The 6,364-nt window shown below is 69.0% G+C and carries 1 protein-coding gene and 1 CRISPR repeat array; the gene reads right to left on the reverse strand.

Annotated features, from left to right (window positions below; translation table 11 throughout):
- Positions 1 to 825 precede the first annotated feature (825 nt).
- Positions 826 to 1,100: direct repeats of the CRISPR family, unit length 29 nt.
- Positions 1,101 to 1,266: 166 nt separating this feature from the next.
- Entirely contained in the window at positions 1,267 to 6,150 is a 4,884-nt protein-coding gene (mobF, locus tag FNH05_RS28980) for a MobF family relaxase (RefSeq protein ID WP_144592026.1), read from the reverse strand.
- Positions 6,151 to 6,364 lie beyond the last annotated feature (214 nt).

Consider the following 6,364-nt stretch of genomic DNA (forward strand, 5'->3'; position numbering starts at 1 on the left):
GGCAGCAGCTCATCCGCCGCCCACACGGCGCTCGCGCTCCCGGCCCCCACAGGCATCCCCTCTCGAACAGGCGGATCCCCATCTCCGCCGTGATAGCCAGATGAAACCAGTACCCGCCGACAAAACCGCGGAGGGGGCCAGAAATACTCGACGGTAACCTTCGTCTCGTTCAGGTTGATGGTTCAGCTTCGTTGTTTCCCCTGTTGTCTGACCATGTCCTGTTGCTTCCTGATCTGCCGTTGCCTCGGTTCGGAAACCTAACTGGGTGGGGCTGAGAACGGTACAACCGCGCGCACAATCGGTTAACCTGGACGAAAGGTAAGACTGACTTCTCGCCGTCGGATCGCCTCCCAGCCAACACGCCGATGTACGGGCATCGATTTGCCCTGAAGTAGCCCGACGGCCTCCGAGAAACCACAGAGGCGCGAAGCGCTCGTCACATGCGCAGCGACCGTGACGGGTCGTCCAGGTGATGGCGCACAGGCTCCCCGTGTTCGCTCGGCGAGGCTCTGCCGACGCGGCCTACGCGCACAAACCGATTCTGTTTTCGCTTCCGACTCTGTATATTCCCAGGTCACGAAGTGTCTTCCCCGCGCGCGCGGGGGTGGTCCCCCGACTGGCTTCGTGCGGGCCTTGAGCAGCCAGTCTTCCCCGCGCGCGCGGGGGTGGTCCCACGCGGCTGGCGCTGGCCAAGCGGCTGCAGTCGTCTTCCCCGCGCGCGCGGGGGTGGTCCCTCGCAGGAGATCGTGGTCGGGTCAGCGTCGTGGTCTTCCCCGCGCGCGGGGGTGGTCCCATCGGCCGGTTCGGGGTGGCGTTGACGCCGCAGTCTTCCCCGCGCACGCGGGGGTGGTCCTGGATCGGTGAACGGGAATAGCGGGCACCGGAAGTCTTCCCCGCGCACGCGGGGGTGGTCCGGTGACGTGCTCGGCAACGATCACGCCCTGCATCGTCTTCCCCGCGCACGCGGGGGTGGTCCGTGGACCCGGCAGCCTTCCGGACGGTGGGTGGGGTCTTCCCCGCGCACGCGGGGGTGTTCCCTTCGACCAGGTCAACAAGAAGCCGTGGAAGCCGGTCTTCCCCGTGCACGCGGGGGTGTTCTGTGCGGGGCGCGGCCGCCTGGGGAGGGGTGGCGTGCTTCCCCACGCATGCGGGGACGAGTCCCGGCGGTCGGACCTTTGTCTCGCTCGCCCTTCCGACAGCCGCAAGACAGAACCAGCCCGATCCGTACTCGCCACCAGTCTGGGGCATCGGACGGATACGTGACTGCTAATAGCTAAGGCTGGACCCGACGCCGGTGTCCTCTCCGGCGTCTTCGAGGCCGTCATAGCGGTGTTTCTCCTCGGCCGCCTCAGGAGCCCGCTCGTCCGTCGTTTCGTCGGCGTGGTCGGCAGCCAGTTCTTCGAGCTCTGCCCTGTAGTCCTCGTCGCGTTCTATGACCCCGTCGCGCAGCGCCTCGATGCTTTCCTGGTTGCGCGAGAACTGGTCGCTGGGTGCGGTCACGATGGGCCTCCACTTTTCGGTGATATGTTTCCAGGCGTGTGCCCGCGGGCTGCTTCCGCCGGGTTTGGGCCCGATAGGCACGGCCGGGCTTGTGGTCTGGATGTTGTAGGTCTCGCGGTAGGCCGCAGCTGTCGCGGCGAGTTCGTCCCATTGTTGGGCCGCCACGAGATCGGCGGGACGTGGGCCGAGTCCTGCGGTCCAGGCAGGTTGTTCGGCGACTACTTCGTCGCGCAGTTGCTCCGTGCGGTCGGCGATGGCCTGGGCGAGTCGGTCGAGGTGACCGGCCAACTCGGGTTGAGCGGCCAGTGCTGCGGGGTCTGCGGTCTCCAGCCACGGCAGCGGACCGCTTTGCGTCCAGCGGGTGTCGCAGGGTGGTCCGGCTCGCTCGATCCTGTCCTGCACCCGACGAAACAACATGGCGGCTGGGTCGCGAGCACGGTCGAGGCCGCGGAGGCTGTCGGCGTCGGGTACGACCTGCTCGATGCTCCAACCGAGGTCATGGGCTCGGCGTAGCGCCCACAGCAGTGCCTCTTCCGCGTTATGGCCGTAGACCTGCGGGGCGCGTTCGGCCAGGACGCGGTGGATCTGCTCGTCTCGGTGGCGGTCGTTGGCCGCCCACACGCCGCGGCGGTAGCGGCGTGTGAGGTCGGAGAGGCGTTCCACTGCGGGGTCGACGGAGACCATGCCGTCGGCGGCGAGCGCGGCCAGCAACTCGTCCGGATCGATGTCAGCACGCAGCCGATCGAGGACGTCGTCCGTCGTGACCCCAGCGCCAGCATGCTCGGCTGCGGGGCCAGCGTCGATGTCGGGTGACGCCCAGTGATCGATGAGCTGTCGCCAAGCACGGGCCTTGAGCCCGTGGCCCTCGGGTTCTTCGCCGAACGGCTGGCGGGGATCGTTGGTGGTGATGTTGTAGGTGTCGCGGTAGGCAGCCCCGAGGGCGGCCAGGTGGTCCCAGCGTTCGACTGCGGCCGGGTCGTCCCGCGGGCGCGCGCCGAGTGCGGCGGTCCAGGCCTGTGGGTCGGCGCTCACGGTGGCACGGAGTTCGGCGACGCGGGCGGCGATCGTGGTGTGCAGGTGATCGAGGTAGTCGCGCAGTTCGGGTTCGGCCGCCAGGCGAGTGTGGTTGGGGTGCGCCAGCCAAGGCAGCACGGGGTGCCAGCCGGCGCCTTCGGCGCGCTGTTGGCCCAGGGCGGCGTCGAGGGCGGCGCGGGCGAACCGGTAACTGTCCATCGGGTCGTGTGCCGGGCGGGTGGCGAGCTGGTGGGCGACGGCGGTGATCGCGGCGTCGGCGTCCAGGCCCTCGTCAGCGGCTGCGGCCGCGCGTTGCCAGACCGGCATCCAGGCGGGTTCTTCCACCGATGCGGTCGGGTCGAGGCGTTCGACGAGGGTGCGCCAGTGATTGATTGCGGCCATCGTGGGCGCGGCGGCTCGTTCGGGCGGTTGCTCGTGGATCACGCGCTGCTGGATGCGCCATTGCAGTACTGCGGCTGGGTCGTCGACGTCCTCGCCCTCGAGCGGGCCGGCGGCCAGCGCCACGGCCACCAACTGCTCGGCCTGCCAGCCCAGGTTCTCGGCGGTGCGCAGGGTCTGCCGCAGCGCGGGCGCGGCCGGGTGCTCCAGCAAAGTGGGTACCTGCTCGGTGAGCACCGCGTCGACGCGCTCTCCGGTGCCCAGCAGCGCGACGTAGTCGTGGTGGCCGACTAGGGTGCGCAGCGACTCGGCCGCAGACAGCGAAGCGCGCAGTTCCTCGGTGGCCGAGGTCTCCGCCGACGAGCGGCTCAGCACCGCTTCCAGCACACCGCGGGATGTCTGCTCCAGTGGGGTTTCCTGGTGGGAGTCGATGGTGTGCTTGTGGGTCTCGACGTAGAACCGGTTGTCCTGGGCGGCGCGGGTGGCCAGGGGATAGAACTGTTCGAGCGACATGCCCTGGGTGACCATGCCGTGCGCGGAGCCACGGGAGTTCATGCCTTGCACCCGGTTTACCGTGGAGGCATAGGCGAGTTCGACATGCTCGGAGACGTAGCCCGCAGGCAGCACGATGGCGCCACGGCTGGTCTGGTGGCGCACCTTGAGCGAGCCGTCCCGGCGCACCCGCACAACGTCCCAGGTGTCGCCGTTCTTGACGAAGTCCTTGCCGGAGAACAAGGTCTTGAGCCGGTCGTTGTGGCGGGTGACGATCCAGTCGCCGCGGCTGGCGGCGGTGCCATCGTGCAGTTGCACCTCGTGGCTGCCGTCCACGTCGCCGCGATTCATCCGCAGGACACGGGCCTGCCGGTTCAGCGCGGTGACGTCCTCGTTGGTCGGCACGATCAGCAGACTTTGGCGGCCAGCGTCGAGGTCCGCGCGCCAGGCACGGTGCGCGGCGTCGCGCATTGTTTCGCGGCTGCCACCTTTCACCCAGCCCTGCTCGAAGTAGTAGTCCAGACCGGCGCTGTTGCCCGCGCGCAGCTCAAGGGAGGCGGCGGCCTGGCCGGAGTCGGCGAAGCGCACGACCTCTTTGAGTCGGACGGCGCCGTTGATGTGCTCGAACCAACGGATCGCGCCCCCGGCCTCGACGGCGGCGAGCTGCTTGTCGTCGCCGACGAAGCGGACGTCGGCGCCATGGCGTAGGGCGTAGGCGACGACGTCGTGCAGGGTGTGGGTGCCGGCCATCGAGACCTCATCGATGATCAGCACATCGCCACGGGCGAAGGGAAACGCTCGCTCGGCCACGCCCAGTTTCTGCGCGGTGGTGACCTGATGGAGAGTGTGCGGGGTGGCGTCGATGGACTGGCCAAGTTCCTGCGCGGCCCGCGCGCTGGGGCCGAAGGCGTACACCCGGCCGCCCTCGGCGCGGACCGCGTCGGCGTAGACCTTCATTGTCGTGGTCTTGCCCGCCCCCGCCGGGGCGAAGAGCAACTGCACGCGGCGGCCGGAGGTGGCGAAGGCGAGGACAGCGGCGCGCTGGCCTTGGTTGAGGCGGCGGGCGTCGGCCAGGGCCTGGTTCACCGTCGTCCGGCTGAGCCGGCGGCCGTCGGTGAGGCGTCCCCACGCGGCGAGCGCGGCTTCTTCGCGCAGGGTCTGGTGGGTGGTATAGCGCTGGGAGTTGTGTTCGACGAACACGCTCTCACCGCTGGATCGGCGAAGCGCGGAGGGCTCGTCGACCAGCGATGGGGCCTCCAGCGCGACGGTGTCGCTGGAGTGGATGACCGCGCGGACGACGTCGGCGACCAGCTGGTCGCGGCCGCCGTCGGCCACGCGCAGGTGCGCGGTCTGCCGGTGCGCCTCGGCTTCGATGTTCCAGGCGTTGAAGTGGCTGTAGTAGTCCGAGACGGTGTGCAGAGTGGCTGCGGCGAGCTCGGCCACGTCGATCTCGGACAGCGTTTCCGGTTCGCTGTCGAATACACGCCGTCCCAGATCGTCGACTACTTCGGGGGCAACCATCTCGTCGGCCTGACGACGCCAACGGCGCAGGTGATCGGCCAATGAGTGGGGGGCTTGCTTCGCGGCGCGGGTGCCGTACTGGGCGCGGCGCGACAGTTCCAGAGTTTCCTTTGGCGTCGGTTCGCGGCCGTGCTCACGGCGGAAGGCGACGATGCGGGCTGCACGGTCCTGCTCGACCTGGGAGGCCCGCTGGGAGAAACCGGTCAGCAGTTCGCTGGGGACACCGTCGAGCTCCCACACCGGACGCTTGAGGTCGAAGCCGCCGGCGGGACGCTCGGTCCAGGAGGCGCCGTGCTCGCGGAACAGGTCGCGGATGCGGGAGTTGTAGAACTCCGACATCGTGACCGAGGCGGCCAGGATGGTGCGGCCGTCCAGGCTGGTCCAGCGGCCGTCCGGGCCCTGCACCTTCGCGGAGATCGGCACGTGGGTGTGTAGGTGCGGGTCACCGGCGCGGCTGTCCCAGTGCTCGAAGATGGCCGCGGTGATGCCTTTCACGTCGTACTGGGCGTAGCCGCCATCGCCGCGCCTGGTGTAGGCGACGTTGTTTTCCAGGTAGGTCAGGGTGTCGCGCACGGCCTGGCGGTGCAGGCCCACGATCATCTGGCGGGTGGCCTCGTCGCTCAATGCCCACGCCACGCTGACCGACTTCGGCGGGGCGAACACCATCTCGTAGCCACTGGTGGCCGACTTCATGGCGCGTTTCTGCTCTGCCAGCCATATGGTCAGCTCCGCGCCGCTGGGCTGCTGCCCGCCGTGGGCGTCGGCGTACGCCTGGACTTGGACGTCGCGGCGGATCGCGGCGCGCGCGTCGTCATCGATCGGGGCGCCGGGCGGGCGGCCGTTGTCGAGGTTGTACTGCTTGTAGGCGGCGATGACCTGGCTGCGCAGCTGGTCAGTGCCGTCGTACTGGTAGAAGCGGTGGCCCAGCTTGGTAGCCGCCAGCGCCTCGGCCTCGTTGTGCCCAGCCGCGATCAGCTCTGCCTCGATACGGTCGGCGTCCGGGTGCCGCCCCTCGCCGAACAGCGCGTTCATCTGCGCCGCGGTGACCTCGCCGGCCACGCCCAGCTCCGCCGCGCCAGCGCCGAACCACTCACCGGCCGGGTAGCCGTGGGCCAGGTAGTAGTCGCTCAGCGACTCACCAGGCTCGAGCTCGCGGTCGCCGCAAGCCACCGCCCCGGTCAGGTACTCGTACCCGCCAGGGGACAGCTTGCGCACGCCGATCATCCGAGAAGCGCCCTTCGTCTATCCATATGAGTTGTCTACACCAAGTAAATATATATGGGTATCGGCTATACAGGTTGCTGTAACGATTCAGTGCCGGCGAGCATGGCACATGCAAGAGGTGCTGTGTGGCGGTGAGCGGGTCAGGTTAGGCGCGGTGCGGCAGGGCGGGCGTGCTGGGCGGACGGAAGTGAGTGGGCACGGTCGGGTGATGCGG

Source organism: Amycolatopsis rhizosphaerae (assembly GCF_007713715.1).
In the GTDB taxonomy this organism is placed as follows: domain Bacteria; phylum Actinomycetota; class Actinomycetes; order Mycobacteriales; family Pseudonocardiaceae; genus Amycolatopsis_E; species Amycolatopsis_E rhizosphaerae.